The sequence below is a fragment of the Pseudomonas sp. IC_126 genome (genome assembly GCF_004331835.1).
Taxonomy (GTDB): domain Bacteria; phylum Pseudomonadota; class Gammaproteobacteria; order Pseudomonadales; family Pseudomonadaceae; genus Stutzerimonas.
On record NZ_SJSS01000001.1, the window covers coordinates 879,368 to 905,673 of the forward strand.

At 58.6% G+C, this 26,306-nt stretch carries 27 protein-coding genes and 1 pseudogene; 9 read left to right on the forward strand and 19 right to left on the reverse strand.

The window, feature by feature from the left end:
- Window positions 1-9: 9 nt before the first annotated feature.
- Window positions 10-1,002, forward strand: a complete 993-nt coding sequence (locus E0D86_RS04040; protein ID WP_131648663.1) for a YhdH/YhfP family quinone oxidoreductase — start codon at window positions 10-12, stop codon at window positions 1,000-1,002.
- Between the two features lie 228 nt (window positions 1,003-1,230).
- Here E0D86_RS04040 and E0D86_RS04045 read toward each other — a convergent pair whose 3' ends face one another.
- The 7 genes from E0D86_RS04045 to E0D86_RS04075 form a co-directional block, all read right to left on the reverse strand.
- Window positions 1,231-1,731, reverse strand: coding sequence for a DUF934 domain-containing protein (locus E0D86_RS04045; protein WP_131648664.1), 501 nt, complete (start codon window positions 1,729-1,731; stop codon window positions 1,231-1,233).
- The gene (locus tag E0D86_RS04050; RefSeq protein WP_131648665.1) at window positions 1,715-3,373 is read right to left on the reverse strand and encodes a nitrite/sulfite reductase; all 1,659 of its coding nucleotides are present in this window, start codon (window positions 3,371-3,373) and stop codon (window positions 1,715-1,717) included. Before E0D86_RS04050 ends, E0D86_RS04045 begins: the two co-directional genes overlap by 17 nt.
- Window positions 3,374-3,726: 353 nt before the next feature.
- Window positions 3,727-3,945: a DUF2970 domain-containing protein gene (locus E0D86_RS04055; protein WP_131648666.1), complete on the reverse strand. Its 219-nt coding sequence runs from the start codon at window positions 3,943-3,945 to the stop codon at window positions 3,727-3,729.
- A gap of 89 nt (window positions 3,946-4,034) precedes the next feature.
- Window positions 4,035-4,484, reverse strand: a complete 450-nt coding sequence (locus E0D86_RS04060; protein ID WP_131648667.1) for a 3-phosphoshikimate 1-carboxyvinyltransferase — start codon at window positions 4,482-4,484, stop codon at window positions 4,035-4,037.
- A 47-nt stretch (window positions 4,485-4,531) separates the two neighbouring features.
- Window positions 4,532-5,875, reverse strand: a complete 1,344-nt coding sequence (locus E0D86_RS04065) for a leucine-rich repeat-containing protein kinase family protein (RefSeq protein WP_131648668.1) — start codon at window positions 5,873-5,875, stop codon at window positions 4,532-4,534.
- Window positions 5,876-5,978: 103 nt separating this feature from the next.
- Window positions 5,979-7,031: an RNA methyltransferase gene (locus E0D86_RS04070; RefSeq protein WP_131648669.1), complete on the reverse strand. Its 1,053-nt coding sequence runs from the start codon at window positions 7,029-7,031 to the stop codon at window positions 5,979-5,981.
- A gap of 69 nt (window positions 7,032-7,100) precedes the next feature.
- On the reverse strand, window positions 7,101-8,249 hold the full coding sequence (locus E0D86_RS04075) for an MFS transporter (protein ID WP_131648670.1): 1,149 nt from the start codon (window positions 8,247-8,249) through the stop codon (window positions 7,101-7,103).
- Window positions 8,250-8,442: 193 nt separating this feature from the next.
- Between E0D86_RS04075 and E0D86_RS04080 the strand changes: the two genes are divergently transcribed.
- The 3 genes from E0D86_RS04080 to E0D86_RS04090 all read left to right on the forward strand — a co-directional run bounded on the left by E0D86_RS04080 (window position 8,443) and on the right by E0D86_RS04090 (window position 10,314).
- Complete coding sequence (locus tag E0D86_RS04080; RefSeq protein ID WP_131648671.1) at window positions 8,443-8,745, forward strand: DUF1883 domain-containing protein; 303 nt, start codon at window positions 8,443-8,445, stop codon at window positions 8,743-8,745.
- A 149-nt stretch (window positions 8,746-8,894) separates the two neighbouring features.
- Window positions 8,895-9,410, forward strand: coding sequence for a MarR family winged helix-turn-helix transcriptional regulator (locus E0D86_RS04085; protein WP_131648672.1), 516 nt, complete (start codon window positions 8,895-8,897; stop codon window positions 9,408-9,410).
- Complete coding sequence (locus E0D86_RS04090) at window positions 9,403-10,314, forward strand: DMT family transporter (protein WP_256681121.1); 912 nt, start codon at window positions 9,403-9,405, stop codon at window positions 10,312-10,314. The genes E0D86_RS04085 and E0D86_RS04090 overlap by 8 nt, the downstream gene beginning before the upstream one ends.
- A 7-nt stretch (window positions 10,315-10,321) precedes the next feature.
- On the opposite strand, the gene E0D86_RS04095 is transcribed toward E0D86_RS04090, so the two are convergent.
- The 4 genes from E0D86_RS04095 to metH all read right to left on the reverse strand — a co-directional run bounded on the left by E0D86_RS04095 (window position 10,322) and on the right by metH (window position 16,090).
- Window positions 10,322-10,780 (reverse strand): N-acetyltransferase, encoded by a 459-nt coding sequence (locus E0D86_RS04095; protein WP_131648673.1) that lies wholly within the window; start codon window positions 10,778-10,780, stop codon window positions 10,322-10,324.
- A gap of 72 nt (window positions 10,781-10,852) precedes the next feature.
- The gene (gene bla, locus E0D86_RS04100; protein ID WP_131648674.1) at window positions 10,853-11,683 is read right to left on the reverse strand and encodes a class A beta-lactamase; all 831 of its coding nucleotides are present in this window, start codon (window positions 11,681-11,683) and stop codon (window positions 10,853-10,855) included.
- A gap of 249 nt (window positions 11,684-11,932) precedes the next feature.
- On the reverse strand, window positions 11,933-12,265 hold the full coding sequence (locus E0D86_RS04105; RefSeq protein ID WP_131648675.1) for a DUF5629 family protein: 333 nt from the start codon (window positions 12,263-12,265) through the stop codon (window positions 11,933-11,935).
- A gap of 132 nt (window positions 12,266-12,397) precedes the next feature.
- Complete coding sequence (metH, locus tag E0D86_RS04110; RefSeq protein WP_131648676.1) at window positions 12,398-16,090, reverse strand: methionine synthase; 3,693 nt, start codon at window positions 16,088-16,090, stop codon at window positions 12,398-12,400.
- A gap of 205 nt (window positions 16,091-16,295) precedes the next feature.
- Here metH and nfuA point away from each other — a divergent pair, with 205 nt between their 5' ends.
- The 3 genes from nfuA to E0D86_RS04125 all read left to right on the forward strand — a co-directional run bounded on the left by nfuA (window position 16,296) and on the right by E0D86_RS04125 (window position 18,959).
- Window positions 16,296-16,880, forward strand: coding sequence for a Fe-S biogenesis protein NfuA (gene nfuA, locus E0D86_RS04115; RefSeq protein WP_131648677.1), 585 nt, complete (start codon window positions 16,296-16,298; stop codon window positions 16,878-16,880).
- A 139-nt stretch (window positions 16,881-17,019) separates the two neighbouring features.
- The gene (locus E0D86_RS04120; protein WP_131648678.1) at window positions 17,020-18,003 is read left to right on the forward strand and encodes a response regulator; all 984 of its coding nucleotides are present in this window, start codon (window positions 17,020-17,022) and stop codon (window positions 18,001-18,003) included.
- Between the two features lie 2 nt (window positions 18,004-18,005).
- The gene (locus E0D86_RS04125; protein WP_131648679.1) at window positions 18,006-18,959 is read left to right on the forward strand and encodes a GGDEF domain-containing protein; all 954 of its coding nucleotides are present in this window, start codon (window positions 18,006-18,008) and stop codon (window positions 18,957-18,959) included.
- A gap of 5 nt (window positions 18,960-18,964) precedes the next feature.
- Here the strand turns inward: E0D86_RS04125 and E0D86_RS04130 are convergent, their stop codons facing one another.
- The 8 genes and pseudogenes from E0D86_RS04130 to E0D86_RS21835 all read right to left on the reverse strand — a co-directional run.
- Window positions 18,965-20,068, reverse strand: coding sequence for a DNA topoisomerase IB (locus E0D86_RS04130; protein ID WP_131648680.1), 1,104 nt, complete (start codon window positions 20,066-20,068; stop codon window positions 18,965-18,967).
- Between the two features lie 101 nt (window positions 20,069-20,169).
- Window positions 20,170-20,334 (reverse strand): hypothetical protein, encoded by a 165-nt coding sequence (locus tag E0D86_RS21340; protein ID WP_165914197.1) that lies wholly within the window; start codon window positions 20,332-20,334, stop codon window positions 20,170-20,172.
- Between the two features lie 107 nt (window positions 20,335-20,441).
- The gene (locus E0D86_RS04135; protein ID WP_131648681.1) at window positions 20,442-21,134 is read right to left on the reverse strand and encodes a DUF421 domain-containing protein; all 693 of its coding nucleotides are present in this window, start codon (window positions 21,132-21,134) and stop codon (window positions 20,442-20,444) included.
- A 25-nt stretch (window positions 21,135-21,159) separates the two neighbouring features.
- Window positions 21,160-21,447 (reverse strand): hypothetical protein, encoded by a 288-nt coding sequence (locus tag E0D86_RS04140; protein WP_131648682.1) that lies wholly within the window; start codon window positions 21,445-21,447, stop codon window positions 21,160-21,162.
- Window positions 21,448-21,472: 25 nt separating this feature from the next.
- On the reverse strand, window positions 21,473-21,754 hold the full coding sequence (locus tag E0D86_RS04145; protein ID WP_131648683.1) for a hypothetical protein: 282 nt from the start codon (window positions 21,752-21,754) through the stop codon (window positions 21,473-21,475).
- 154 nt (window positions 21,755-21,908) lie between these two features.
- Window positions 21,909-22,178: a hypothetical protein gene (locus E0D86_RS04150; RefSeq protein WP_131648684.1), complete on the reverse strand. Its 270-nt coding sequence runs from the start codon at window positions 22,176-22,178 to the stop codon at window positions 21,909-21,911.
- A gap of 364 nt (window positions 22,179-22,542) precedes the next feature.
- Window positions 22,543-23,277, reverse strand: coding sequence for a methyl-accepting chemotaxis protein (locus E0D86_RS21830; RefSeq protein WP_371924043.1), 735 nt, complete (start codon window positions 23,275-23,277; stop codon window positions 22,543-22,545).
- 123 nt (window positions 23,278-23,400) lie between these two features.
- A pseudogene (locus E0D86_RS21835) lies at window positions 23,401-24,177 on the reverse strand (cache domain-containing protein); the annotation flags it as partial.
- A 282-nt stretch (window positions 24,178-24,459) separates the two neighbouring features.
- Here E0D86_RS21835 and E0D86_RS04160 point away from each other — a divergent pair.
- Window positions 24,460-25,290, forward strand: a complete 831-nt coding sequence (locus E0D86_RS04160; protein ID WP_131648686.1) for an undecaprenyl-diphosphate phosphatase — start codon at window positions 24,460-24,462, stop codon at window positions 25,288-25,290.
- Between the two features lie 32 nt (window positions 25,291-25,322).
- The gene (locus E0D86_RS04165) at window positions 25,323-26,297 is read left to right on the forward strand and encodes an alpha/beta fold hydrolase (protein WP_131648687.1); all 975 of its coding nucleotides are present in this window, start codon (window positions 25,323-25,325) and stop codon (window positions 26,295-26,297) included.
- Window positions 26,298-26,306 lie beyond the last annotated feature (9 nt).

Consider the following 26,306-nt stretch of genomic DNA (forward strand, 5'->3'; position numbering starts at 1 on the left):
GAGTAACTGATGAGTAGCTTCAAGGCACTGCAAACCAGCGAAAGCGCAGATGGTCGTTTCGAAACGCGCATCATCGAGCGGGAGGTTAGCGAACTGCCCGCTGGCGAGGTGCTGATTCGCGTCAGCTACTCATCGCTGAACTACAAAGATGCCCTGTCCGCCAGCGGCAATCGCGGCGTTACCCGTAATTACCCGCATACGCCAGGCATCGACGCAGCAGGCATAGTCGTCGAGTCGAGTGCCTCGGGCTACTCCGAAGGCGACGAGGTGATCGTTACCGGTTATGACCTGGGAATGAACACAGCAGGCGGCTTCGGCCAGTTCATTCGGGTGCCGGCGACGTGGGTGATCAAGCGTCCATCGGGACTCTCCATGCGTGAAGCGATGGCCCTCGGAACCGCAGGCCTGACCGCTGCGCTTTGCGTGGACAAGCTTGAGCGGGCGGGCCTCATGCCGGGCGACGCGCCAGTTCTGGTGACTGGAGCGACCGGCGGCGTTGGCAGTATCGCGGTCGCATTGCTGTCCCGGCTCGGCTACAACGTGGCCGCCGTGACGGGCAAAGTCGAACAGGCGCAGTTTCTGACCAGCCTTGGCGCCACTCAGGTGATCGAGCGTAGCGCGCTGCAATCCGGCACGGAAAAACCGATGCTCAAGGAGCAGTGGGCGGGCGCTGTCGATACCGTGGGTGGCGACATTCTGTTCAACGTCATCAAGTCCCTGCAGCGCGGTGCCAGTGTCGCTTGCTGCGGCCTGACCGCTGGGACTAATTTCCAGGCCAATGTACTGCCGTTCATCCTTCGCGGCGTGAATCTGCTTGGCGTCGACTCGGTCGAGATTCCAAGAAGCACGAAGGCTTCGATGTGGGACAAGTTGTCGACCCAATGGAAGCTACCGAACCTGAATGAACTGGTGCAGGAAATGTCCCTGGAAGAACTGCCACAGGCGATCGAGCGAATGCTGGCGGGCCAACAAACAGGACGAATGCTGGTGCGGCTCGACTGAACACGCTATTGGCTGTATAGCCAGAACCGATTTCGTTGCGGCAGTCGTTTGCGAGAAGCTAGCGTCACTTCAACGCAACGGGAATTGGTCATGAAAGCATTGGCAGAAAAAATCATGGAAACGTTCGGCAGGAAGCAGCCAGCCAAAATCGCCCAAATCGAGCATCCCAACTTCTGGATGTATCAATAAAAAAAACCCGCCGAACGGCGGGTTTTTTGTACAGCTGAATCAGCCCTGTCGGCGACGGAACAGTGGCAGCGGCTCATCCACGGCGGACTGGTACGTCACCGAGAAATCCTTCAGACCTTCTAGTGCATCGTAGGGGTCGCGATCGGCGCGTACGGCATAGGCGTCGAAACCACAGCGGCGCATGAGAAACAGCTGATCGCGCAGCACGTCGCCAATGGCACGAATTTCCCGTTTGTAGCCGTAGCGTTCACGTAACAGGCGCGCACTGGAGAAATGACGACCGTCAGTAAACACTGGGAAATTCAGCGCCACGACCTGGAAGTGTTCGAGATCGTCGACGATGTCCTCGATGGCTTCGTCGGCCTCCAGCCAGATGCCCAAGCCGCCATCACGCACCTTGAGGGCATGGGCGTGATCGGTCCAGAGCCGCATCGGCACTATTACATCGTCGCTGTTCGGCACGTCCGTCAGGGCGACGTCACTGGGCAGCAGGTGCCAGGTCTCGTCGACGACCTGATCGTGTTTAATGATTCGCTGCATAGACGCGCTCCTTGAAAGGATCGATGCCGATGCGGCGGAAGGTGTCGAGAAACTGTTCATCTTCGTTACGTTGCTCCACGTAGACGGCAATGATTTTTTCGATGACGTCGGGCATCGCGTCTTGGGCGAAGGACGGGCCGAGGATCTGGCCAAGGGTGGTATCGCGACCCGAGCTGCCGCCAACCGAAACCTGGTAGAACTCGGCACCCTTCTTGTCGACGCCAAGGATGCCGATGTGACCGACATGATGGTGGCCGCAGGCGTTCATGCAGCCGGATATGTTCAGGTCCAGATCGCCAATGTCAAACAGATAGTCAAGGTCATCGAAGCGACGCTGGATGGCGTCGGCAATCGGGAGCGACTTGGCATTGGCCAGCGAACAGAAGTCACCGCCTGGGCAGCAAATGATGTCGGTGAGCAAGCCGATGTTCGGCGTGGCGACGCCCAATTCACGCAGCTCGTGCCACAGTTCGAACAGACGCGATTGTTCGACGTCGGCGAGGATCATGTTCTGTTCGTGCGAGTTGCGTACTTCGCCGAAGCTGTAGCGGTCGGCGAGATCGGCGATCATGTCCAGCTGCTTGTCAGTGACGTCGCCGGGCGCAACGCCGGTGCTCTTCAGCGACAGCGTGACCGCCGCGTAACCGGGTTTCTTATGCGCCACCACGTTGCGCTCGCGCCAGCGGGCAAAGCCGGTGTGCTCGGCGTCTAGCTGGCGGAGGGCATCGTCCTGATCATCCAGGGTCTTGTATGGAGGATCGACGAAATACTGGCTGACCCGATGGACCTCGTCATCGTTCAAGGTGCTGGGGCCGTCCTTGAGATGTTCCCACTCAGCATCGACACGTTCAGCGAAGACCGCCGGCGTCAGAGCCTTGACCAGGATCTTGATGCGAGCCTTGAACTTGTTGTCACGACGGCCATAGCGGTTGTACACACGCAGGATGGCTTCGAGATAGGTCAGCAGGTGCTTCCAGGGCAGGAATTCATTGATGAAGCTGCCAATGATGGGGGTACGCCCCAATCCACCACCAACAGCGACGCGGAAGCCCAGTTCGCCTTCGGCGTTCTTCACCGCTTCAAGTCCGATATCGTGCACGCCGATCGCCGCGCGATCGCTTACCGCACCGTTGATCGCGATCTTGAACTTACGAGGCAGGCGAACGAACTCTGGGTGGAAGGTCGACCATTGGCGGATAATTTCGCACCACGGACGCGGGTCGATCAGCTCATCTTTGGCGACGCCGGCGAACTGGTCGGTGGTGGTGTTGCGGATGCAGTTGCCGCTGGTCTGGATTGCGTGCATCTGCACCGTCGAGAGTTCGGCGAGAATTTCCGGAACATCCTCGAGATCTGGCCAGTTCAATTGCACATTGGTACGGGTACTGATGTGGGCATAACCCTTGTCGTACTTGCGCGTGATTTCGGCCAGTTTGCGAATCTGCGTCGAGGAGAGCAGGCCATAGGGCACGGCAATGCGGAGCATCGGTGCGTAGCGCTGGATATACAGGCCATTCTGCAGGCGCAGCGGCAGGAATTCAGGGTCGGTCAGTTCACCGGCGAGGTAACGGCGGGTCTGTTCGCGGAACTGGTTGACGCGTTCTTTTACGATCTGCTGATCGTATTGGTCGTAAACGTACATAAGAGTCCTGTTCAGGCTGTCTACAGCTTGTCGCGCGCACGGCCGCGCACCCATCAGGGAGGCAGCAAGATACCAGCTAGCGTTTATACGCAAAAGTGATGTTTGGGAATATGTTTAGAACGAAACGCTGCTTTTTGAGCATTTAAACCGCTTGCCTTGAGCGCCTCGCTTGCGTGGTCTTAACTGCAAGCAGACGAGCTCTCAACAACAGGGGGAAACAGCTATGTCGGAGCCTTCCAATCAGCGTGGCAATGACAGTAGAGCAGACGCTGCCGCCATTTTCGTTCTGATTCTTCTGGCGGTAGCGACGGCGATTTTCTGGGTCAGCCATCAGTAAACGGCAGTGCGCCGATTTACAGCCCTACGAGATAGAGCACTAGCTTGACTACGCCGAGAATCACCAAGACGAACACCACGGTAAAGCCCAGGCCCAACAGGATGAAGTGACTGGGCTTGCCGTGACTGAAGTCGCGAGCGCGATTCTTGCCGCTTTGCACCCCCAGTGCGCCGGCCAGAATGCTTTGCAGCATTTGCCGCAGGGTTAGAGATTTGCGCTCTTGTTCGTCGCTCATAGACACCTCGAAGCTATCGCCTGTCAGAAGTCTAGTCAGTATTCAGCGATGCGGGACGGCACAGGCAATCCCATGGTTCGGGCCTGGGTTCAGTGGCCTTTGAACCAGTCCCAAAGGCCAAGGGAATGATTCGGCAGCAGGTTGATGCCGAGTGCCGACTTGAGCAAGTACAGCACGACCAGTCCCACCAGTACGGAAAAGAACAGGAACAAGGTGATCGCGATGGCTTTGGTCACCAACGACAGGTTGCGCTGTCCCCGCGTCAGCCCGCGCTTGTTATGCCCTCCGACCAGGACGAAATAATACTGGTTGTTCCAAATACGGAAGGTGCCGCGTAGATCGATTTTGTGACGTGCCCATGAGCGTGTGGCGAAGGCACTACGAAGTCCTAACAGTTGCTGTTCGGTGAAGCTCTCGCGAAGCGCTTCGGGTAGGCGCTGCTTTAGGCCAATGATGAACGGGTCATGCTTGAGCGCAGCAGCGTTTTCAGTGGCTGGGTATAGGGCGGAGCTGTCGTTGTCAGAGTCGGAAGGAAGCATAGCGTCAGGTTGCCGTCAGTACAGGGATTAGGCGCAACCTCATGCAACTAATCGGCCGGAATTAGGCTAATTTGGTCAATTTTTTCCAGTTCGCGCTGCAGCTCGCTGAAACAAGGCCTATCCGTTGGGTTGTCGAGCCGGCATTGGCGCTGCAGCGTGTGAAGTCGTTGAACTTGGAAATGGTCATCAGCAACGCCACAGCGTTCCAGCAACTCTTCGAGCAAGCAGCCGAATGCTCGCACTTCGAGTCGTTCGAGAGACTGACCCTGAGCGCTTTGCGGTGCATAGAAGGAGGCCGCGCCGAAGTCGCTTAGCAAGGTCTCCCCGCTTGGGTCGACTAACAGATTATGGCCGTAGAGATCACCGTGAAGAATGCCACGCTGATGAAGATGGCCGACCACCGAGATCACGCTAGTGGCGATGCGTAACACCTGGCCGACTGAAAAACGTCGCTCCGCTTCGTAGCAGTCGCGCGTGCAGCTAGCGAATGATGGCGGCCCGGCCAGTGGCTGGTAGGACGATGCGATGAGCTCCATCAGCAAACCCGACAGCGTATCGGCACTTTCGGCCAGCGGCCCGGCGATACCGATCAGACCGGGATGCTCGCCGGCAGCGATGCACGCGGCCATCTCGCTGTGCGGCAGCCCATCGCTGGTCACACTGCCTTTGAATAACTTGACCGCCATTGGCCGCGGTGCCTGGTTGCCGTACTGCCAATGGGCTTGATGAATGACGCCGGAAGCGCCCTGACCGAGCACGCTACCCAGAGTGATTTCGTCACGACCGACCGGCGGCAGCGGGTGCCGCGCCAACGTCTCTGCTTCGATCGCGTCGCTGAATGGATTGCCGGCAAAAGCAAGCCAGGTCAGCCGAGGCATGCTCAGCAGCCAGTCGGGCAGTGCAGGCAGGCGGTTCGCGGCAATGCGCAGCAGTTCTAGATTGATACAGCGGGAAAGACCTTCGGGCAGTGTTTGCAGTCGATTGCCGGCGAGCATCAGCTTTTGCAGCCGCGTGCAGCGACCTATCTCATCGGGCAGGGATTCGAGCTGATTGTCGGTGAGAATCAGCCAGCGGAGCTTGGGTGGCAGCGCCTCGGCGGGCAGACGCCGGATATGGTTGGCCTTGAAACCGACCATCTCCAGATTCAGGCACTTGCCGAGCGTCGCCGGAACCTCCGTGAATGCATTGTCCGAGCAAAACAGAATGCGCAGCTTGTGTAGCCGCCATAGATCAGGCGGTAGGCTGCTGAGTCGGTTGCCCGAAAGGTTGAGTACTTCCAGGCTATCGGCCAGGTCGAGAATCTCGCTGGGAAAGATTTCAAGCTGTTCCGACAGATTCAATCGCGTGGCGCCCTTCAGCTCGCCGCTTTTCAGTTGTGCCAGTGTGTGCATGCGGTTTCCGTGCGAGCTGACTGTCGCGGCGAAAGGGAGGTGTTGCTGCCAAGGCGGCCAGCGGGTCAGTGCGCTACGACCGTGAAGAATGCCCGGCGTTCCGTCAGCCTTTTGATGCAGGCTTTTCCGTTGATTCTTGCCGCTTACGGATGACTCGCTCAGCGCGGGCGCGCAGTTGCCCGCAGCCGCCATCGATGTCCTGGCCGGCAGAGTTACGTACCTTGGTCAAAACGCCGTTCTGGTGCAGGTAACGCATGATCTGATGGATGCGATCAGCGGTGGGGCGTTGGAATTCATCGTCGTCGAGGCTGTTATAGGGAATCACATTCATGATCGCGAACTTCCCCTTGAGCAGCCGGATGATGCCGTCCATTTCCTCCTGGCTGTCATTGATGCCCTTGAGCAACGTCCACTGGTACTGAATCGGATAGTCGACCAGGCGCGCATAGGCCTCACCCAGTTCGACGAGCTCGGCAGGGTCGAACACCGGTGCTCGGGGCAGCAACTCGCGGCGCAGCGCCGCATCGGTACTGTGCAGCGATAGCGCCAACGCAGGACGTATCTCCTGCTGGGGCAAACGCTCGAATACACGTGGATCACCTACGGTGGAAAACACCAGATTCTTGTGCCCGATGCCGCCGTCGGTGCCCAGCAGATCGATGGCCTCGAGCACGTTATCGAGGTTATGGGCCGGCTCGCCCATGCCCATGAACACGACTTTCTTTACCGGGCGGAAGCGCCGCGCAAGGGCAACCTGGGCGACGATCTCGGCACTGCCTAGCTGGCGCAGCAGGCCGCTTTTGCCCGTCATACAGAACACGCAGCCGACCGCACAACCGACCTGGCTGGAGACGCATAGACCATCGCGAGGCAGGAGGACGCTTTCCACCATTTGACCGTCAGCCAATTCCACCAGCAAACGCGCGGAACCGTCATTACCTGGATGCTCGGAGCGCAGCCGGGCCAGGCGTTCAATGGTTTCGCTGACGGCGGGGAGGCCGTTGCGTACCGATAGCGGCAGAAAGTCTTCGGTTTTCTGATGCCGGGTACCGATGTCCAGCGCCTGGCCTTTGAGCCAGGCACGCGTGACCCGACCGATGTGGACGGGCTTGGCACCAATTTCGGCGAGCTGTTGATGAATATCGTGGATGCGCATAGGGCGCGCATTCTAGCCAAAGGGCGCGAGCGGGTCTGTAGTGGGCTAAGCAGCTCCGCGTCTCGATGATCATTCGTTGAAGCGACGACCACCCAATGCAAGGCTGGCCAGCAGCACAGCAAGAAGGCCAAAGGCGAGGGTCAGTGAACCAAAGTGTGCGATGACCCCAATCAAGGCCGGACCGGCAAGCACCCCGGCGAAGCCGATAGTGGTCGCGGCAGTGATGGCCTGGTGCACCGGCATGCTGCGCTGTCGGCTCAGAGAGGAAATCAGTACTGGCGAGACATTGGCGCAGCCCAGCCCACAAAGGCCATAACCGATGAGTGCGAGCGCCCAGTGCTCGGTCACGAGGCTTAGGCCGACGCCGATCGCTGCCAACAGCCCCCCGAAACCAATCACGCGCGCTGTCCCCAGCGCGTTCACGATAGGCCCACCGGCGAAACGGCCGATCGTGACCATCAATGCGAAGCTCGCGTAGCCCAGACCGCCCCTGGCCGTTTCCAGTGCCTTTTGTTCGGTGAGGTAGAGGGCGCTCCAGTCCAATATCGCGCCCTCGGCCAAGTAGACGACGAAGCACAGGGCGCCCACCAGCAGCACCATGCCGGTGGGGCGAATGAAGGCGACTCCGCCGGCCGGCGCTTTGTCCCGTAGATATCCGGGTGTCACGACAAGGTTCGCCACTGCGATGACCGCAATCATCAGCAGAGTGCCGGTTAGCGGTGCGAGACCCAGCGTCAGCGCGACGGTGAGGGCCAGCGCACCGCAGATCGATCCCAGACTGAACATGCCGTGAAAGTTCGACATATGTCGCTTACCGGTGTCGCGCTCGATCATCACGCCTTGGATGTTCAGCACCACATCGATGACGCCGAGACTGCCGCCGAAAAAGAACAGCGAGAGTGCCAGCAACCAGATCGATTCGGTCATGGCCATGCCGCCCAGCGCGACGAGCAATAACGCCACGCTGGACAGCACGACCGGGCGAATCCCGTATCGGGTCACCAGCAACCCGGACAGCGGCATCCAGGTCAGCGAGCCGATACCGATGCACAGCAGTAGCGTGCCGAACAGCGCATCGCTCATTTCGATGCGCTCACGTACATAAGGTACCAGCGGCGCCCAGATGGACAGGCCGAACCCCGCCATGAAAAAGCCGACGCGTGTGGCGCGACGAGCAGTGGGCGATGTGGCATCGACGGAGAAGCTTGCCGCAGACATGCGCGGTTATCCTTGATCAGCAGGAAATGAATGATAGGCGCTGGGCACCAGAGCCGATTGTGCCGGCGCCGTTGTGTCAAAGAACAGGGAAATGCCGTCGCAGAGGTCTAAGCGGGCCGCACTGGGCTCACCCAGTCGTGAAAGCGGCCGTGGTAATCTGCGCCTTTGCCAGCAACACGGTCCGGAGCGGTACATGAAGTTCATTCACCAGCGCGAACACCTCAACGAAGACGACTTTGTAATCATTGAATGTTCGCAGCCCTGCAATATCCGCTTGATGAACGACAAGAACTTCCGCAGTTTCAGAAATGGTGGTCGGCATACCTATCACGGTGGTGCCTTCGACAAGTTTCCGGCGAGGATCAAGGTACCCAACACGGGATTCTGGAATATCACCATCGACACGGTAACGCGTAGAGCCATTAGCGTTACCCGCAAACCAGCACTCACACATTCGATCAAAATCGTCCGCAATTCACCCTCGCAGCTGAAATAACCATTCCTGATGCGTGCACTTGGCTACGCGCTCGGTTTTCAGTCAGCCGAGTGCCACTCGTCGCCGCGCTCGCGCACGCGGTGTTATCGCTTGCCTTCCGTGCTTCGCCTATTTAGCTTTATGTAAAGATTCTTTTCCTGGAGTTATTTATGCGCAAGTCCGAGGCTGGCGACCACGTCGACGGCGTATTGGCCCAATGGCACAACGTGCGCCCTGAAAGCGACGCATCGCCGATGGCGATATTCACGCGCGTATTTCGGCTTTCCAAGTACCTCAACCGCAGCATTGCCGCCGTGTTCCGTACTCACGGCCTGCATGACGGCGAGTTCGATTTGCTCGCGACGCTGTACCGTGCCGGTCAGCCACAGGGGCTGACGCCAAACGCGCTTCGCCACGCGGCAGTGCTCAGCTCTGGTGCGATGACCAATAGGCTCGATCGACTTGAAGCCGCTGGGCTGATTCAGCGTGTCGCCAATCCGGCAGACCGTCGCAGCCTGTTGATACGCCTCAGCGACGAAGGGCAGGCCGTGCTGCTCGGTTGTCTCGATGAATACCTGGCTACGCTGCATCGCATGCAGGCGCCACTCGATGAGGAACAGAAGCGGGCCCTGGCGAATGGACTGCGCGCGCTTCTACTGACGCTGGAGGAGCAGGGCGATGACTAAAACAACCCGTGGCGTTACCCGCGCGCATCTGGGCATGGTGCTCTGGGCATTGTTCGTTGGCCTGTCCTTTCCTGCGGTGGGGCTGATGAGCGAAGGGCTACCGCCGCTGCTATTGACCGCCATCCGCTTCAGCATTGCTGCGTTGGCACTGCTCCCGTTGTTATGGCGACAGGACGAGCGCTGGCCGAGTATTCCTGGGCTGCTGCTGTATGCGTTGATGGGCCTGAGTCTGGCTGGCTTCTTCGGCACGATGTTCTGGGCAGCGCACCGTGTCAGCGCGTTGTCGATGGCCACGCTGTTCGTCAGTGTGCCGCTGTTGGCCTACTGCATTGGTCGTGGTTTGGGTGTCGAGCAAGCAGCGGGGCGGTTGCTGGCGATTCTTGCATTGGGTGCGTTCGGCGCACTAGGGCTAGCCATCGCTGAAAATAACGGGGATCTCTCCGAGCTAAAATTCGGCTTTGGCGAACTGGCATTCTTTTTCGGCTGCATCGCCTCGGCGTTGTATCCGGTGTTGAGCAAGTGGGGTTTACATCGTGGCGTACTGGCCCGGCAGGCAGGATTACGGACTTTCTGGAGTCTGTTCATGGGCGCGATTCTGATCGGCATGCTGGGGCTGATCTGGGAGCAACCGGTCGCGTTGATGCGGATGGACCTGAGGGACACGGCGCTGGTCATCTATCTAGGCGTGTTCTCGAGCGGCATGACCTTCTTTCTGCAGCAGCGGGCCACGGCGGTGCTGACACCAGGCGCGGTCACTGCTTATAGCTATCTGGTCCCGTTCGTGTCGATGGTGCTGCTGTTTGTCGCCCAACCACAACGAATCGGCTGGCATTGGCTACCGGGTAGCCTGATGGTGGTCCTGGCTATCGCGCTATTGCTGCGGCGTGGCGAAAGCCATGAATAACCTTGCATCAACCCTCGCTCAGATCGAGAAAGTAGCTGTAGAACTCGTCATCCCTGGCATATCCCAACGACTCGTAGAGACGCTGGGCGCCGGCATTGGTCTTGGCTGTTTCAAGCGATACGCCTGTCGCGCCAGTTGCTATTGCATGCTCGCGGGCGCGGTTCATTAGCATCCGCCCGACGCCGCGGTCTCGGGCGCTTTCGGCCACGTAGAGATCATTCAATATCCACGAGCGGTGCGCGGAAATGGACGAGAAGACGGGGTAAAGCTGAGTGAAGCCTATATAGCTTTCTGCTGTGTCCCTCGCATAGAAGATCACTGACTCGTCATTACGGATGCGTTCGGCGATAAAGTTGCGGGCCAACTCGAGATTGGAGGGTTGGCCGTAGAACATCCGATAGGCATCGAATAGCCGGGCAACGCCCCCTACATCGGCATGTTCAGCTCGCTGGATCTCAGGTTGCATGGTTTGCCTTCGCTCTATGATGGAATACGCAACGTTAGCTGAGACGGATCGCAACGCCAGCCTTGTGCCGGCTCACACCGCGAACAGTTCGTAAAGCGTCCTACCCAGCTCGGCGAACGCCGCGTTTCGGTCGTCGAACGAGGCGACCGTCTCGGTCATATAAATGCTGACGATCAAGGGGTGCTGTTGCGGCGGCCAGATGACGGCCACGTCGTTCATGGTGCCGTGATCGCCTCCACCGGTCTTGTCGCCGATCCTCCAACTGGCTGGCATGCCGGCCCGCAACTTGGCATCGCCAGTCTTGTTGGCTACCAGCCAATCACTCAGCTGCTGTTGTGATGAAGCGGAGAGAGCATCGCCGAACAACATGACATCGACGCATTGCGCCATAGCGGCTGGCGTCGTGGTATCTCTCGGATCGCCGGGTGTCGCTTCGTTGAGCTCGGTTTCCCAGCGATCGAGCCGGGTCACCGTGTCGCCGAGCGACCAGGCAAACTCGGTGACCCCGCCTGGCCCGCCGATTTGCTCGAGGATGAGGTTGCCCGCCGTGTTGTCGCTGTGCGTCAGCGCAGCCTCGCAAAGCTGAGCGAGAGTCATACCATCACCACCGGCCTGGCTTTCCGTAATCGGCGAGTAGTCGACGACATCGGCAATCTCGAAACGGACGATCCGATCGAGCTGCTCTCGACCTGCATCCACTTGAGCCAGCAGGCTACCTGAGGCGAGCAGCTTGAAGGTACTGCACATGGGGAAGCGCTCATCTGCCCGGTACGCCCAGTGCATATCAGCATGCGAGCTTCTTACTACCGCGCCGATGCGTGCACCGAGTCTGGTTTCCAGCTCCATTACCTTACGGATGAAGACGTTTTCCGAGGCATCGTTCGTGCCGCCATTCGAAAGCATGGACGCGCAAACGCTACCGGCGGCGAGGCTGGCTGCAGCTGAGATAAGACGGCGTCTCGTTAGGCTCAATGAAGAATCACTTGGAAGTCAGGTCGCGAAAAGATGGTAGACAGTTGCGCTCCAAGTACCTGAGCAAGCGAAGTTGCATAGAGCCCGCAGGCCGGCTTGTAGGGACCTTGGTAATCGACCGGGTGCGCACGTTTGCTTTAGGCAGGATTTCCCGACGCGCATGAACCATCTGTTCCGGTGTCATTCGTCTTCGCTGCACGCGCTGATCGCGCCCAGGCATTTGAGGCGATGTTGAGGCGGTTCGCCGAGCACCCAGCTGTCGTCTTCGACATCGTGTTGCGCTTCCATCACGGCGTTGTAGCTGAACGACCACCGGCGCCGTTCACGCCCGTCCAGTGACTCGATCCGCAGCACTATTTCTTCGCTGGAGAAAGACTCGTCGGCGCTTGCTGCTGCTTCGGCGCGATCCAGCAGTTCGTCGTTGAGACTGAATTCGAATGCGTGCAGCCCGTCGATTTCGAGCATGTCGGCAGTTTCGAGCTGGTCAAGGAGATAGAGGGGCGAGGCGGGCATGGGTGGTGTCCACGTAATCGGCAGAATGAATAGGTAGGAGCGGCTCGCTAACTGCACAGCAGGAAGTCAATATGTGCCTTAACGAGCGAGAGCCACGCGTTACTCCCGCTCATACAGGCCGACATTGCTTCGTTAGTCGTCGTATCCCAGGTTAGGCATCAACCAGCGCTCGGTCACGGCCAGCTCCTGACCTTTGCGTTTGCTGTAGCTTTCGGTCTGATCCTTGTCGATTTTGCCAACCGCGAAGTATTGCGCCTGCGGATGTGCGAAGTACCAGCCGCTGACGGCCGCCGTTGGGAACATCGCGAAATGTTCGGTCAGCGTGACCTGGCTGATGCCATCAGCATCGAGCAACTGGAACAGGGCGCTCTTTTCGGTATGGTCGGGGCAAGCGGGGTAGCCGGGGGCAGGGCGGATGCCTTTGTACTGTTCCTTGATCAGCTCTTCATTGCTCAGCTGCTCTTCCGGCGCATAGCCCCACCAGGACTTGCGCACCTGCTCATGCAGCCATTCGGCGCAGGCTTCAGCCAGGCGATCGGCGAGCGCTTTCACCATGATTGAGTTGTAGTCATCGCCGGCTTCCTGATAGGCCTTGGCGACCTCTTCGGCCCCGATACCGGCAGTGGTAATGAAGCCGCCAATGTAGTCGGTCACGCCACTGCCCTTCGGCGCCACGAAATCGGCCAGGGAGAAGTTCGGCTTGCCGTCGGTCTTCACCGTCTGCTGGCGCAGATGGTGCAGGGTTGCCAAGGTTTCTCCGCTGTCATCGAAGACTTCAATGTCGTCTTCGTCGACCTGATTGGCGGGCCAGAACCCGAACACGGCACGGGCCTTGATCAGCTTTTCGTCGATCAGCTTGTTGAGGATCGCCTGAGCATCGCCAAACAAAGCGGTTGCGGCTTCACCGACGACTTCGTCCTCGAGAATGCGTGGATATTTGCCGGCCAGATCCCAGGCAATGAAGAACGGCGTCCAGTCGATGTAATCGACCAGGGTGCGCAGATCGATATCCTCAAGCACCTTCCTACCCGTGAAGGTCGGTTTGACCGGCGAATAATCGCTCCAGTCGAACTCGGGTTTGGCGGCGATGGCTTTGGCGTAGGTGAGGCGTTCGGTGCGGGCGCTGCGGTTGGCGGTGCGCTCGCGGATCACCGCGTATTCTTCGCGAGTTTTCGTGGCGAAGGCCGGCTTCAATTCCTTCGACAACAGCGTCGTGGCGACACCCACCGCGCGCGAGGCGTCGGTGACGTAGACCACGGCATCGTTCTTGTAGTGTGGATCGATCTTTACAGCGGTGTGGGCCTTGGACGTCGTAGCACCGCCAATCATCAGGGGCAGGCTGAAGTTTTGGCGCTGCATTTCCCTGGCCACATGCACCATCTCATCCAGCGACGGGGTGATCAGACCGGACAGGCCGATGATGTCGCACTTCTCGGCGATGGCGGTCTGCAGAATTTTCTCCGCCGGGACCATCACACCCATGTCCACCACGTCGTAGCCGTTGCAACCGAGCACCACGCCGACGATGTTCTTGCCAATGTCATGTACGTCGCCCTTGACCGTGGCCATGAGGATCTTGCCCTTGGCCTCTGGCTTGTCGCCTTTTTCAGCTTCGATGAATGGGATCAGGTGCGCGACCGCCTGCTTCATCACGCGGGCCGATTTGACCACCTGCGGCAAAAACATCTTGCCCGAGCCGAACAGGTCGCCGACCACGTTCATGCCACTCATCAACGGGCCTTCGATAACTTCGATCGGGCGTGCGCACTGCTGGCGGCACTCTTCGGTATCCTGGACGATGTGCGTGGTGATGCCCTTGACCAAGGCATGTTCCAGTCGCTTCTCGACGGTATAGCTACGCCACTCCTCGGTTTCCGCTTCCTTGACGCTGCCATCGCCCTTGAACTCATCGGCAATGGCCAGTAGCGCCTCGGTGCCATTGGGCGTGCGATTGAGCACCACATCCTCGACGGCATCACGAAGCACCTTCGGAATTTCGTCATAGATCTCCAGCTGTCCGGCGTTGACGATGCCCATCGTCAGGCCGTTCTGGATGGCGTAATAGAGGAAGACCGAGTGGATCGCCTCGCGCACCGGGTTGTTGCCGCGGAACGAGAACGACACGTTCGACACGCCGCCGGAAGTCAATGCGTAGGGAAGGTTGTCGCGGATGTAGGCGCAGGCTTCGATGAAGTCCACGGCGTAGTTGTTGTGTTCCTCGATGCCGGTGGCGATGGCGAAGATGTTCGGGTCGAAAATGATGTCTTCCGGCGGGAAGCCCACCTCGTTGACCAGAATGTCGTAGCTGCGCTGGCAGATATCGCGCTTGCGTGCGGCGGTGTCGGCCTGGCCAGCTTCATCGAAGGCCATTACCACCACGGCGGCGCCGTAGCGCTTGCACAGACGGGCGTGATGCTTGAAGGCGTCGACACCTTCCTTCATGGAAATCGAGTTGACGATCCCTTTGCCCTGGATGCATTTCAGGCCCGCCTCGATTACCTCCCATTTGGAGGAGTCGATCATGATCGGTACGCGGGAGATGTCCGGTTCGCCGGCGATCAGATTGAGGAAGGTCACCATGGCCTTCTTCGAATCCAGCATGCCCTCGTCCATGTTGATGTCGATCACCTGGGCGCCGGCTTCTACCTGTTGCAGGGCGACTTCCAAGGCTTCGGTGTAGTTTTCCTCGCGAATCAGACGGGCAAATTTCGCCGAACCGGTGATGTTGGTCCGCTCGCCGACGTTGACGAACAGCGAGCTGCGATCGATGGTGAAGGGCTCGAGACCGGAGAGGCGGCAGGCTTTAGGGATGTCCGGGAGGGCTCGCGGCGCATATTGAGCGACGGCCTTGGCGATCGCTTCGATGTGCGCGGGGGTAGTGCCGCAGCAACCGCCAACGATATTGAGGAAGCCGCTGGCGGCAAACTCCTCGACAACCCGGGCCATTTCCTCGGGGCTTTCATCGTATTCACCGAAGGCGTTCGGCAAACCGGCGTTGGGGTGCGCCGAAACATGGGTCTCGGCCTTGTTCGACAGCTCTTCCAGATACGGTCGCAGCTCCTTGGCGCCCAGCGCGCAGTTCAGCCCGACGGAGATCGGTTTTGCGTGCCGTACGGAGTTCCAGAAGGCCTCGGTGGTTTGCCCGGACAGCGTGCGGCCCGAGGCGTCGGTAATGGTGCCGGAAATCATGATCGGCAACTCGAAGCCGAGCTCTTCGAACACGCCTTGTACGGCGAAGATCGCGGCTTTCGCGTTGAGCGTGTCGAAGATGGTTTCGATCAGGATTAGATCCGAACCGCCCTCGATCAGACCGCGGGTGGCTTCGGTGTAATTCTCCACCAGCTCATCGAAGGTGACGTTGCGGTAGCCGGGATTGTTCACGTCCGGTGAGAGCGAGCAAGTGCGGCTGGTTGGACCGAGCACGCCGGCGACAAAACGGGGTTTGTCTGGTGTTTCCGCCGTCTTCGCATCGGCCGCCTGGCGGGCGAGGCGGGCGCCTTCGACGTTCAACTCGTAAACCAGCTCTTCCATGCCGTAATCAGCTTGGGACACGCGGGTGGCGTTGAAGGTATTGGTTTCGACGATATCCGCGCCGGCGTCGAAGTACGCCTTCTCGATCGCGCTAATGGCGTCCGGGCGAGTGAGGATCAACAGGTCGTTATTGCCTTTGAGATCCTGCGGCCAATCGGCGAAACGCTCACCGCGGTAATCGGACTCCTCCAGTTTGTAGCTCTGGATCATGGTGCCCATGCCGCCGTCGAGAATCAGGATGCGCTCCTTGAGCGCCTGCTGGAGTGCCTGGAGACGGGCGTTGCGGTCAAACATGGGAACTACCTGGGAGCTGATTACGGGACCGGGAATGATAACAAAGCTGCACGCTATTTGATCGCCCGCGGATTTGAATGAGTTTTGCTCATGTTGAACTGCGGAGCGTAAGGGATGAATCCGTGCTATTTCCTACTAAAACACTAGGACTTTATCCTGCGCATCGGTTGGCGTACACTGCCGGGCATGTATGAGAGGAGTTCCCATGAGCGCCATTACCATTACCGAAGCTGCACACGATTACCTGGCCGAGCTGCTCGAAAAGCAGAACACCACCGGAATTGGCATCCGGGTCTTCATCACTCAGCCCGGTACGCCATACGCCGAAACCTGCATCGCCTATTGCAAGCCTGGGGAAGAAAAGCCGGATGACGTTGCGATTGCGCTAAAGCGTTTCACGGCGTGGATCGATGGTGTCAGCGAGCCCTTTCTGGAAGACGCTTTGGTGGATTACGCCACCGATCGCATGGGCGGCCAGCTGACCATCAAGGCCCCCAACGCCAAAGTCCCCATGGTCAACGAAGACAGCCCGTTGAACGAGCGCATCAACTACTACCTGCAAACCGAAATCAACCCGGGGCTTGCCAGCCACGGTGGTCAGGTCACCTTGATCGACGTGGTCGACGAAGGAGTGGCCGTGCTGCAGTTCGGTGGCGGCTGCCAAGGATGTGGACAGGCTGACGTTACGCTCAAGGAAGGTATCGAAAAAACGCTGCTGGAGCGGATTCCCGAGCTCAAAGGCGTGCGCGACGTAACTGACCATACCAATCGTGATAACGCCTACTATTAAGGCTTAACCGCCTAAACGATGGGTGTTTCCGCCAGTCATGTGGCTAAATGCCATTATCGTTGTATGTCGCCGCCACGGCGCTCGTTTGCTGGGATAAGCTGTTCAGGTTCTGGAGGCTGACCACGTGAGCGAGCGCTGCATGTCTGCCGTTTCCCTATTGATTTGCGATGATTCGAGCCTGGCGCGCAAGCAGCTGCTGCGAGCGCTTCCGGCTGCCTGGCCACTGGATATTCACCAGGCGTCGAGTGGCCGCGAGGCGCTCGAACGTATTCGTGAAGGCGGCATCGATGCGCTACTGCTCGATCTGACGATGCCGGACATGGACGGCTATCAGGTGCTTGGCGCGCTTCGCCACGAATGCCTCGAATGCAAAGTCATCGTCATCTCGGCGGACGTTCAGGACGAGGCCGTGCGACGCGTGCTGGAGTTGGGCGCGCTTGCATTCATCCGCAAACCCGCCGATCCGGTACATCTGCAACAGACGCTGGCAAGCTTGGTGTTGTTAGGCGATGAAATGCCTTCGCTTGGCCAAAGGAATACCGGACAGATCCCGTTTCGCGACGCGTTTCGCGAAGTGGTGAACGTCGCGATGGGACGTGCAGCAGCGCTCCTGGCGCGAGTTCTCGGCGTTTTCGTTCAGTTGCCTATTCCCAATGTGAACATTTTCGAAGTCGGCGAACTGCATATGGCGCTTGCCGACGCGGCTCAAGGGGACAAGCTCACGGCCGTCTGCCAAGGATATATTGGCGGCGGTATTGCCGGCGAGGCGTTGCTGATCTTTCATGATTCGGAAATGGCCGACATGGCGGTCTTGATGGGCGCGGAGGATTACCGCGAACTTGAGATGCTGCTCGATCTGTCGAGTCTGTTGATCAGCGCGTGCCTGAGCGGTATCGCCGATCAGATCGATGTCGTGTTTTCCCAGGGGCATCCGCAAGTGCTGGGCCAGCACGCATCGATCGATGAGCTCATCCGCGTGAACCGCCAACGCTGGAAAAATACCCTTGCGGTGGAAATCAGCTACAGCATTGAAGCTCACGATGTACATTTCGACCTGTTGTTGCTGTTCACCGAAGATTCGGTTGAGCTGCTGTCCCGTAAACTCGCGTACCTGATGGACTAAGCATGTCCGACTCGAACAATCTGAGCGAACTTCACGGGCTGCTGGCAATCGTTCAGAGCATTGACGTTGGTGTTGTGGTGATGGATCGCCAATACCGCATCGATGTGTGGAATACGTTCATGGAGAACCGATCCGGGCGGTTACCTGAAGAAGCGCGAAAGAAATCATTCTTCGAGCTGTTTCCGGAAGTCGACGAGCAGTGGTTCCGGCGTAAGGTAGAGAACGTCGCAACGCTCGGCACGCCTTCGTTCACTGTCTGGGAACAGCGCCCCTATCTGTTGCGATTCAAGAATTACCAGCCGATCACCGGACTGGAAGATTTCATGTACCAGAACACCACACTGCTGCCTTTGAAGGGGCTCGGTGGGGGCATCGAGCAGATTTGCCTGATCATCTATGACGTGACCGATGTCGCAACCAACCGCCGCCAGCTGCAAGCGGCGAACCGGGAGCTGCAACGGCTATCGAGCACCGACCGCCTGACAGGTCTGTTCAACCGAGGGCATTGGGAAGAGATGCTGCGTCAGGAATATGCACGGCATCGCCGCTACGACCGCAACGCGGCGCTGGTGATGTTCGACATCGATCATTTCAAGAAAATCAACGACACCTATGGTCACCAGACTGGCGATGCCGTCATTCAGCAGACGGCTGACGTCATTCGTAACAGCATGCGGGACGCTGATATCGCAGGGCGCTACGGCGGTGAGGAGTTCGTGGTGTTGCTGCCTGATACCGATAGTGAGGGCGCAGTATCAGTCGCCGAAAGGCTGCGCCAATCCATCGAGGCGCATGAAGTTGTCTACGAAGGTCATAGCATTCGCTTTACCGTCAGCCTTGGCGTCGCCGATCTCAGCCAGCCCACAACTGGCTATGCGCAATTGATCGAGCGGGCCGACAGTGCGCTGTATATCTCCAAATCGGCGGGGCGCAACCGGGTAACGCTTTACCAGTAAGTGCGTCACACCGGATTGCGGTCAGTAAGGAAATTCAGAAGCGTGACCTCCGCGCTGCTCAACCATTTACGTTTTCGCGCCTTGGGCAGCCGCGCAAGTTCACCTGCAACAAAAGCATCGAGCACGTCGGGGTGTATGTAGCACTGGCGACACACCGCTGGTGTGTTACCCAGCTGTCGGGAGACATCCTTGACCGTTTCGACCAGATTGCGGCGCGCAACCGCTTCCGGTTGCCAGTCACATTTGCGCAGATACTCAAGGGCCAGCGCGCTGCCTGCCCAGGTGCGATAGTCCTTGGCCGTGAAATCGCCACCGGTCATATCCTGCAGGAATTGATTCACGTCGCTTGAATTGACCGGATGGCGCTGACCGTCCTCGTCCAGATACTGGAAGAGATGTTGGCCGGACAGCTCCATGCAGCGGCGCATGATGCGCGCCAGTCTCTGATTCTTCAGCGTGACCTGATGCTCTACGCCGCTCTTGCCGCGAAATTGAAAGCGAATCGCCGCGCCCCGTACATCCACATGGCGCGTGCGTAACGTCGTCAGACCGTAGGAGCGGTTGTCCCGCGCGTATCGTGAGTTGCCGACACGGATCAATGTCGATTCGAGCAGTTGCACGACAAGCGCCATGACCTTTTCCCGCGGCATGCCGCGCAAGGACAGTTGCTGCTCCAGGCGAGCACGCAGCCTGGGCAGGGCCGCGCCGAACGCCAAGATGCGTTCGTACTTGTTGCTGTCGCGAATTTCCCGCCAGCGAACGTGATAGCGATATTGTTTGCGACCGCGTGCGTCGCGCCCGGTGGCCTGCATATGGCCTTGCGGATCTGGACATATCCAGACGTCGGTATAGGCCGGAGGAATAGCCAGCTTGTTGATCCGCGAAATCTCTGCCGCATCACGAATGCGCTCGCCGCTTGGCAAAAAGTACGCAAATTTTCCTCTCAACACGCGGCGACTGATGCCGGGACTGCGGTCGTCGACGTAATGAAGATCGGTAGGAAGCGGGGGGCACAGGGGAGTGCCCGTATCGTGTTGCTCGTCCGCTGGCACCGGGCGCACGCCTTCCGCCGAGCCTAGAGGAGTCTCACTGCTCTGATCGACCAGCATTCGAAACTCCTCTTTCAAACATCATTCGGCCCTGGACGGCGTGGCCGGCAAGCCTGATCAGGGACCGCAACATACCCGGCGAGAGCCGGCGCCTAGTGCGATCAGCTTTCCTTTTCCTGGCTGTTACGCATCAACAGCCGTATCGCGGCTACCAACTCGTCGATCGCTTCGCGATAAATTGCCGGATCCGCGCTTGTCTCAGCATGGTCAGCGTGCTTTCGTGCGGTTTCGAGATGTTCATTTATTGAGGAATAGTCGCCTAGCATAGGAATGCTCCTGAATCGCGGATGAAAAGCGCAACCGCGCTGAGGACTCTTCGCGCGGACCGTCTTTATAAGTGACCGATGTCGGCGGAGTGGGTTCGCGCCGCATGTCAGCGCAAGCGCGGATTGCTAAGCGCAATGCACCAGTGCTGGTTCTGGCAACGAGGACAGGTCGCCTGCTGCTGTTCGCCGATCACTTGCGGGTATCCGCAGCGCGTGCAGGCATATAGACCGCTGGAGGGCGCCTGCTGATATGCAGGCCGGTACTCTGTGGGTAGAACCGGTAACCCGGGACGTATCGAGTCGTCGTCGTTGAAAAAAAGGCTCACGTCGCCGTCGGTTTCAAGAATGCCCAGGCGAACCTGCCCCAGGTGCTCGACGCCTTGCTGGCGCAACTCCATGAAGAATTCATCGGACGAAATGTTCAATCCTTCCAGGCTGTTCAGCTCATACAGCCCGTCCTTGATGATCGTTACCGGCTTGCCTTCCATCCAGTTTGAGAATCGCTCGCTGTGGCCCGACGCCCATACCGTGAGCCGGTAAAGCCCAAGTAAAGTAACGAACACCGCGGCAACGGGCAGTAGCGGTACATCCTCATAAAACGACACGTCGCCGGCGGCGGAACCGAGGGTCAGGATCACTACCAGTTCGAACAGCGACAGCTGCCTGATACCGCGACGCCCGCTGATCTTCAAAAACAGAAAAACCGCACAGAAGGCAAAGAACGCCCGTAGCGCCACCTCAGCGATGAACATCGGAGGGAAGCTATCCAGCAGCATGCGCTGCCAATCGAAAGGAGTCATTCAGAGTCTCGGCAGGTGAGGGTGGTCATCCGGTGATACCCGGTTGCTCAGGCATGGACCACGGGCTCAGCGATATCCCGTCTTTGCTGAGCTGCAGACGCGCATGTTCCAGCATCCCGGCAAGGTGCAGCGGCGTCGCGTATTGGGAGCGTGCAATATGAGCAATGGAAAGAGCTTCATCGCCCGCTGCGTTGGTTACTCGCAGCGAAAAGCTGGCGTCCTCATGATCCGCCACGGTGGTGACGTGGCAGGGTAGAAAAGCCATCTCGCTGATACGCATGGCTTCGTCGAGTGTGAGCTGTTGACTGGTCATGGTTCCGCTCCCTCGTGATAGCTGCTCAGTTTGCGGGGGCGACATCGAAAACGAGGTCTACGCCATCGCCGCTACCGTCCCCGACGACCGAACCCACCACTGGTTTGTGCGTTACCTTGCGGCCTTCATAGAACTCGCTCAGCCGCCGTTGCGCGACTTCGCACACATGATTGATCAGTCCGGTGAATTGAGCATCGCGGGGAATGATGAACTTCAAAGTAATGCAGTGCGCCTCGGGCCCTTCTGGCAGATTTGCCAGCCCGCTGCTATGCCACTGATCATTGACGTAGGCTTCTGCACCTTTCATGGCTCGCTCCTTTTGATTCACTTATTGCTGGGACCGTGAAACAGGCGAATGGATCAGTCGAACAAGCGGGGCGGCGATGCGTGGTGGTACCACGAACGCAACGCAAAAGGCCCGGTGCTTGCGCAACCGGGCCTTTTGCTTTCGAAGCCGAAGCTTATTCGGGCATGTGCCAGGGGGCGAAGTGAACGCCCTGACGGCTCAGATCGGCCCGTGCCTGCTCTAAGGATTTGCCAAGCTTGACCGGATCGGAATAGACATTGCTGGACAGTTTGCAATGGCCGACAGCGCGAGACTCGCTGCCATCCACCACGGTGATGCTGAGGTCGCCGTTGCCTTCGAGCAGCGTCCAGGCGACGCACTGGAACGGCTTGAAGGCTCGGTCAGTAATAAGAAGGGCGTCGTTGAAACGAAGGGGGCTGTTCATGGGGGCATGTCTCTCTAGTGATACCAAAATTCGGATTGAGCCTGCCGCCAGGCTGCCGGCATTGGCTTACATATCCATTGATGTACACAGAGGACTGATAAGTCACACAGACAGTTCGTAATTGCTGGGGATTTTTGCAATTAGCCGAAGGTATAGGATTAGTTGCGAGCGCGAGATTTGGATTAATCGGGTTCTGAAAGCCTGATGCTGACTGGCCTGCAGCAGTTCAAGGGCAGTCATCTTTACGCTTGGCGTTCCGTTTTGAGTACTTGGAGCGTGGCGAAAAGTCGCAGTGGATGGTCGAAATAAAAAGGCCAGTTCCTGCGGGAACTGGCCATATGAACTACCAGCGGTAAGTCTACGGTCAGACTTTGAATTGTTTGAGTAATCGATTCAACTGTTCTGCCAAATCACCAAGTTGTTTGCCTGCCGCGCTCGATTGTTCGGCAGCCAGGGTGCTTTCTTGCGCCAGACCAGCTGCCTGAGTGACGTTCTGATTGATGTCCTCGACGACGTGGCTCTGCTGTAACGTCGCACTGGCAATCGAAGCATTCAGGCCTGACAGATTGCGTAGCGCCTGAGCGATCTGGCCAAGGCTCTCACCGGCCTGACTGGCCTGTTCAACTGTAGCCTGTGACGCGCGGCTGCTATTCATGATGACGGTGACCGCAGCTCCCGAGTTCTTCTGCAGGCGTTCGATCATCGTGTGAATTTCCGCCGTCGAGGTCTGGGTGCGCTGCGCCAACAGGCGGACCTCGTCAGCCACAACGGCAAAACCGCGTCCCTGTTCGCCGGCACGTGCCGCCTCGATTGCGGCGTTCAGCGCGAGGAGATTGGTCTGTTCGGCAATCGACCCGATGACTTCGAGGACCGAGCCGATCTGGGTGGTTTCTTCGGCCAGCGATTGAATCACCCCGACCGCCTCGTTGATCGTCGTCGACAGTTGATCGATTTGTTGCAGGCTGGCATCGATATTGCGCTGCCCCAGGTCAGCCTGCTTCTCCGCGTCGTTCACCTCGTTCGACGCATGCTCGGCATTCTTTGCCACTTCCTGTACAGCGTAAGTCACTTCGTTGATAGCCGTGGCGACCAGCTCCATCTGCTGGGATTGCTGCTGGCTTTGTTTGTGGGCCTGGCCGGCCAGCCCACCGAGGGCGCTGGATGACTGGTCTAGCGAGCCTGACGTTTCGAACAGTTGGGTGATGACCGTACGGAGCTTGTGAGTGAAGGTGTTGAAGTCACGACTTAAAGTCGTCAACTCGTCATTGCCCGAGACGTCGAGGCTACGCGTGAGGTCGGCTTCGCCGCTGGCTATGTTGGCCATGGCCTGCATGGAGTCGCGCAGCGGTTTGGTAATGCTGCGAATCAGAATGGCGACCAGTACGGCCATCAGCGAGGCGATCACCAGGCCAATGATCGAAAAGCGAACCACATACCGCTGGAACTCTGCTTCGACATCGTCGACATAGATGCCCGTGCCGATGATCCAACCCCAAGGCTTGAACAATTCGACATAGGAAATCTTCGGTACGGGATCTACCTCTCCCGGCTTCGCCCATTGATAGTCCACCAGACCCGCGCCCTGACGCTGTGCAACCCGAACCATTTCATTGAACAGCTCCTTGCCGTTCGGATCCTTGGTCTTGGACAGGTCCTGGCCATCGAGCTCCGGCTTCATCGGATGCATGAGCATTGTCGGCTTCATGTCGTTGATCCAGAAGTAATCGTCCTGCCCATAGCGGAGCAGGCGAATCTGGTCCATCGCCGCCTTTTGCGCCTCGGCAGTACTCAGCGAGCCGTTCGCTTCGAGTTGCTGGTAATGGCTGAGAATGCCGTTGGCGGTCTCGACGATGTTTTGCGTCATGACCTGCTTGCCTTTGTACAGGTCGGTCCGCACTTGCTGAATCATCAACAGGCCGAGGATGAAAAGCATGGCGATTGCTAACGCCGGGATCAGCCAAAGGCGATTGCTGATCGGAAAATTTCTTAGCAGATTCATGGGTTTGTACGCTCCTGTTGAACGCTTCTCTTAATTATTATTCGTGTATTGCTTCGCAGGGAGCTTGGCGCCGTGCCTGCCTGATGAGTCGCAAGACCCCAGCGTCTATTGCTGGGCCATCGAATAGCTTTTCGGCCGCTCAAAAAAAAAGATGAGCGCCGTATGTCGATGCATTGAATTTACTTGGCACTAACGAGTCAGAACAGCGCCCTGTGTGGCTATCTGACATATACCTTCGTTGCATATTCAAGCGCGGTGGTCTGCACCGCTATTGGGGAGTAGATGGATCTTTGGGTTGCCTTTCAGGCGTTGCTTCTAGGGGTGGTTGAGGGCATCACGGAGTTCCTGCCGGTCTCCAGCACCGGACACCAGATCATCGTTGCCGACCTGATCGGGTTCGGTGGCGAACGGGCGCTTGCTTTCAACATCATCATTCAGCTGGGCGCGATTCTGGCTGTGGTTTGGGAGTACCGCCGCAAGATCATCGACGTCGTGGTCGGCTTGCCTAAAGAGCGGCAAGCGCAGAAGTTCACCGCCAATCTGCTGGTGGCATTCATGCCGGCTGTGGTACTGGGCGTCGCCTTCGCTGACCTGATTCACGAATACCTGTTCAACCCGATCACCGTGGCAACCGCGCTGGTCATCGGTGGCGTGGTGATGCTCTGGGCGGAAAAGCGCCAGCATGAAGTGCAGGCCGAAACCGTCGACGACATGCGCTGGACCCACGCGTTGAAGGTCGGTTTCGCTCAATGCCTCGCCCTAGTTCCGGGTACCTCGCGCTCTGGCGCCACCATCATCGGTGGTCTGCTATTCGGACTGTCGCGCAAGGCAGCTACCGAGTTCTCCTTCTTTCTGGCGATGCCGACCATGGTTGGCGCCGCGGTGTACTCGGGCTACAAGTACCGCGACCTGTTCCAGCCGGGCGACTTCCCGGTGTTCGCGATAGGCTTCGTCACATCGTTCATCTTCGCGATGCTGGCGGTACGGGCATTGCTGAAATTCATAGGCAACCATAGCTATGCGGCATTTGCCTGGTACCGAATCGTCTTCGGCATCATCATCCTGGCGACTTGGCAGTTCAGCCTGATCGACTGGAGCACCGCGGCGGGTTGAGCGCCTTGAGGCCATTGCTGAAGGAGCGCCCCGTGCACGAATACGAACACCAACTGCTGTCGGTCAATGGCATTACGCTTAGCGTCTATAGCGCCGGGCCGGCAGAGGGCCCTGTGGTCTGGTTGCTGCACGGCTTTCCTGAAAGCTGGTACTCGTGGCGACATCAGATGCAGGCATTGGCCGATGCAGGCTACCGGGTGGTGGTTCCGGAGATGCGCGGCTACGGCCAAAGCAGCGCACCGGATGATGTCGCGAGTTACGACCTGATCACCGTATGTGGCGACATCCAGGCTGCGATGGACCAGCTCGGGCACTGCTCGGTGGCCGTGATAGGGCATGACTGGGGCGCACCGGTTGCATGGCACCTGGCACTCCTCGAGCCGGAGCGGGCCCGCGCCGTGGCTGCCATGGCCGTACCTTATGGCGGCCGCCCGAAAAAGCCTGCCATCGACATCATCCGCAGCCAGTTCTCAGATCGCTTCCACTACATTCTTTATTTTCAGCAGCCGGGCGTTGCCGAGGCCGAGCTGGATCCAGACATTCCGCGCACCTTGCGGATGATGATGCATAACACCTCGGCGGCCGTCCCGAAGAACTTTTTCCTGCAAGACAAGCCTGCCGGCAGCACGCTCTATCTCGGCATGCAGGATCCCGGCTCGCCGCCGGCCTGGTGTGATCCGGAAGCCTTTGCCATCTACGTACGGACCTTCGAGGGGCGCGGTTTTCGCGGTGCGCTGAACTGGTATCGGAATTTCGAACGTAACTGGGAGCGAACCGCGCCGCTGGCCGAGCGCAAGGTCGAGCTGCCGGCACTTTTCCTGCTGGGGGACAAGGACCCGGTAGGCACGCTAGAAGCGCATACGTTGCAGAAGATGCTCTCCTGGGTCCCTGACCTTGAGCAGCACCTGCTCAGCGACTGTGGCCACTGGGTACAGAGTGAGCAGCCCGAACAGGTCAACCGACTGTTGCTGGATTTCCTCGAGCGCCGCTACGCATCACCCCGATAAGCGGTTGGG